This window comes from Moritella sp. (assembly GCF_033791185.1).
GTDB lineage: Bacteria > Pseudomonadota > Gammaproteobacteria > Enterobacterales > Moritellaceae > Moritella.
The window spans coordinates 1-3,687 of record NZ_JASJHF010000134.1 but is presented as its reverse complement, the minus strand read 5'-3'; the positions used below and the strand labels follow the sequence as shown (position 1 = coordinate 3,687).

Sequence of the window (3,687 nt, the reverse complement as noted above, 5' to 3'; positions counted from 1 at the left end):
ACTTCCCAGCTGTTTTAGACTCAGTCCAGAGCGCTCAAATTTCATTTCGAGTGGCGGGAAAACTAGACAAAATATTTGTTAAAGAAGGCGATATGGTAGAAGAAGGCCAAATACTCGCGCAATTAGATCCCACCGACTTTAAAGTAACACTCGACTATAGACAGGCGACTTATGACCGCACTAGAGCTGACTTTAATCGTGGCTCGGAGCTAATTGAGGATGGTTATATCTCTAGAGCTCAGTATGACAAAATGAAAGCTGACTTTGCATCTGCAAAATCGCAACTACAACAAGCTAGAAATGAACTCGATTATACACAACTAAAAGCGTCGTTTTCAGGTGTTATCGGCAGACGATATGTGCAAAATTTTGAAGAAGTTCAAGCAAAACAAGAGGTCTTCAGCTTGAATGATGTAACCCATCTTGAAGTTCAAATTAACATCCCAGAAGGACTAGTAAAACTCGCAACCGATGGTCAATCAATATATCAGGTATTTGCAACTTTTGAAGCTTCTGGCGATAAGAAGTTCCCTTTAACAGTCAAAGAAGTCGCTAAAAAAGCTGATGTTCAAACCCAAACCTTTGCTATTACATTCTTAATGCCACAACCGGATGAGTTAACCTTATTACCAGGTATGACCAGCAATGTGCTTGTACAAACAGTGACAGAATCCGATAATGATGTTGTTTATTTATTGCCAATTAACGCGGTTAAAGGCGCGTTAGATCTTTCACCTATGGTTTTCATCGTCGACCCAGAAACCAATAAGTTGAAAGAACAGCCAGTGAAAGTTGCTGATATGTTTGGCGACAGAATAAAAGTACTGGAAGGCTTAAGTCTTGGTGATCGCGTTGTTATCGCGGGCATCGCCTTTATGCGAGATGGACAAGAGGTCACTTTATTACCTTATGTTGAGCAAGCAGATTCTTCGACAGCACCATAAAAAATCTACTATTTTCTATCACCTAGTACAGGCAGAAGTTAATGAATATTGCACAATACTCAATTGCTAACAAAGTAGTCACTTGGTTAGTTGTTATTATCTTAATCGGTGGAGGGATCACCGCTTATGATAAAATTGGTAAGCTTGAAGATCCCGCTTTTACTATCAAAGAAGCAAAAGTAATCACCCTTTACCCGGGGGCAACAGCGGATGAAGTAGAAGCTGAAGTTACCTTCCATGTGGAAGATGCACTGCAGCAGATGGAGCAACTAAAACGCTTAAAAATGACGGTTAATCGCCCAGGTTATTCCGAAGTGACTGTTGAGTTTCAAGACAAATACAAACTAGATTCAATGCCCGGCATCTACGATGAAGTACGACGTAAAATTGCGGATATGGAGCATAAACTTCCTCCAGGCGCAATGCCGCCCATTATTGTTGATACCTATGCAGATGTATATGGTTTATACCTGAGTTTAACCGGTGAAGGTTATAGCTACCGTGATTTAAAAGATTTTGCTGATGTGCTAAAAAAACAATTAGTATTAGTTGATGGAGTCAGGAAAGTTGTATTAGGTGGCGAGCAAAAAGAAGAAGTAAATATTTTTCTATCTCGTACTAAGCTTGCTGAGCTAGGTATTAGCCCACAAAATATTGCGCAAGTCTTACAATCACAAAATGTTGCAGCGCCTTCAGGGAATCTCAGAATAGAAGATGAGTATATTCGTATCCACCCTACTGGTGCATTTAAATCAGTGCAAGAGATAGGTGAAGTACTTATTTCCAGTAGCAATAAACAACTAGTTCGCTTAAAAGATATTGCCACTATTCAGCGTGCTTATAACGACCAACCAGAATTTCTTTATTACAGAAATGGTAAACCTGCATTAACCCTGGGTATCTCAATGCAACCGGGAGTCAATGTCGTTGCCGTGGGAGAACGGTTAACCAAGCGTTTTCAAGAGCTATTACCAATAACCCCATTAGGCATGGAATTACAGCCTATTTACGACCAACCGACTGAAGTTGATAACTCAGTTAATGGCTTTATTATCAGCGTGGTACAAGCATTAGTTATCGTAGTCGTGGTTCTACTATTTTTTATGGGCGTTCGAGTTGGATTAATTATTGGTGCGGTGTTGTTGATTACGGTCGCGGGCACCATTTGGATAATGCAACTCAGTGGAATGGAGCTACAACGTATCTCACTAGGTGCGTTAATTATCGCATTAGGTATGTTGGTTGATAATGCCATTGTTGTCGCGGAAGGCATGTTAGTCCGCATTAAAGGCGGTATGGATCCGAGCAAAGCAGCAGGTGAAACCATAGATCAAACTATTTGGCCATTATTAGGCGGTACTATCATCGGTATCGTTGCCTTTTCGGGCATTGGTTTTTCTGTCAGTAGTGTCGGTGAATTTGCTTCTAGCCTCTTCTGGGTAATTTTAATATCACTCAGCCTGTCATGGTTTACTGCGATCACCACAACCCCTTTATTGTGTGCAATGTTCATTAAACCGGATAAAAAAGTAGAGGGAGATGAACAAGTTAAAGATCCCTATGCTGGTGCATTATTTCAGTTATATAAAAAATTGTTATTACTCGCACTGCGCTTCCGTTGGATAACAGTCTCTCTTGTTGTGACCCTATTTGTTGCCTCTATTATTGGCTTTGGTTATGTCAAACAAGGCTTCTTCCCTGACTCAAATACCCCATTATTTTTTGTCGATGTTTGGGAAGTTGAAGGAACGGATATTCACAGAACCCGCGATGATGCGCTTAAAGTTGAAGCTTTTTTACTAGAACAAGCAGGTGTGGTTTCTACAACAACAGTGGTTGGAGGTGGAGCAGCTAGATTTACATTGGTTTATACACCAGAATCAAGAACAAGTTCCTATGCACAAATAATTGTAAAAACAGAAACGCGAGATCAGATAGCTGAAATCCAGAAAAATGTCGCAGAGTTTATGCGGGTTGAACTGCCAAATACTGAGCCTAAAGTCAAAAACTTACGTATTGGTCCAGGACGAGATTCAAAAATTGAGGCACGTTTTTCAGGTCCAGATAAGGAAATACTACGTGAGCTTTCAGAACAAGCTCAGACAATAATGTTCGCAGACAGTGATGCGCGAGATATTCGAGATGACTGGAGACAGCCGGTTAAAGTTATCCGCCCTATTTTTAATGAGCAAGTTGGCCGTCAACTGGGGATTACTCGAGATGATCTAACCGAAGCATTAAAACGCTCCTCAGAAGGTAGCAGTGTCGGCACATATAGAGATGGTAATCGCTTATTAGATATTTCGTTACGCTCACCGAGTAATGAACGCGATAATGCATCGCAGTTAACTGATATCCAGGTTTATAGTAACGTATTGGATCTATACCTGCCTGTTGGTCAAGTTGTAAACGGCTTTGAAACGGTATGGGAAAATAATATTGTCCGTAACCGTAATAGAGCAAATACTATTATTGCCTCTACCAATCCTAAAGGAGAGCTAGCTTCACCACTATTTAATCGCTTAAGACCACAGATTGAAGCAATACCGTTACCTCCCGGCTATATGCTCGAATGGGGTGGTGAATATGAAGATGGTGTAAATGCATCTGAACCTCTATTTGCGGCTCTCCCGGGTGGCTTTATGTTAATGATCATCTGTACCATTTTATTATTTGGGCGTGTTCGTCAACCGCTTATAATTTGGTTGGTTGTTCCCATGGCGACCATTGGTATTACAGCAGG

Annotated in this window: 2 protein-coding genes; both read left to right on the top strand. The window is 40.9% G+C overall.

Going from position 1 to position 3,687, the window contains the following annotated elements; genetic code table 11:
* The coding region (locus tag QNK26_RS07920) for an efflux RND transporter periplasmic adaptor subunit (protein WP_319222056.1) at positions 1 to 944 on the top strand (944 nt) is incomplete at its 5' end.
* Positions 945 to 985: 41 nt separating this feature from the next.
* Positions 986 to 3,687 (top strand): efflux RND transporter permease subunit (locus tag QNK26_RS07915; RefSeq protein ID WP_319222055.1); only part of this gene is annotated, 2,702 nt, incomplete at its 3' end.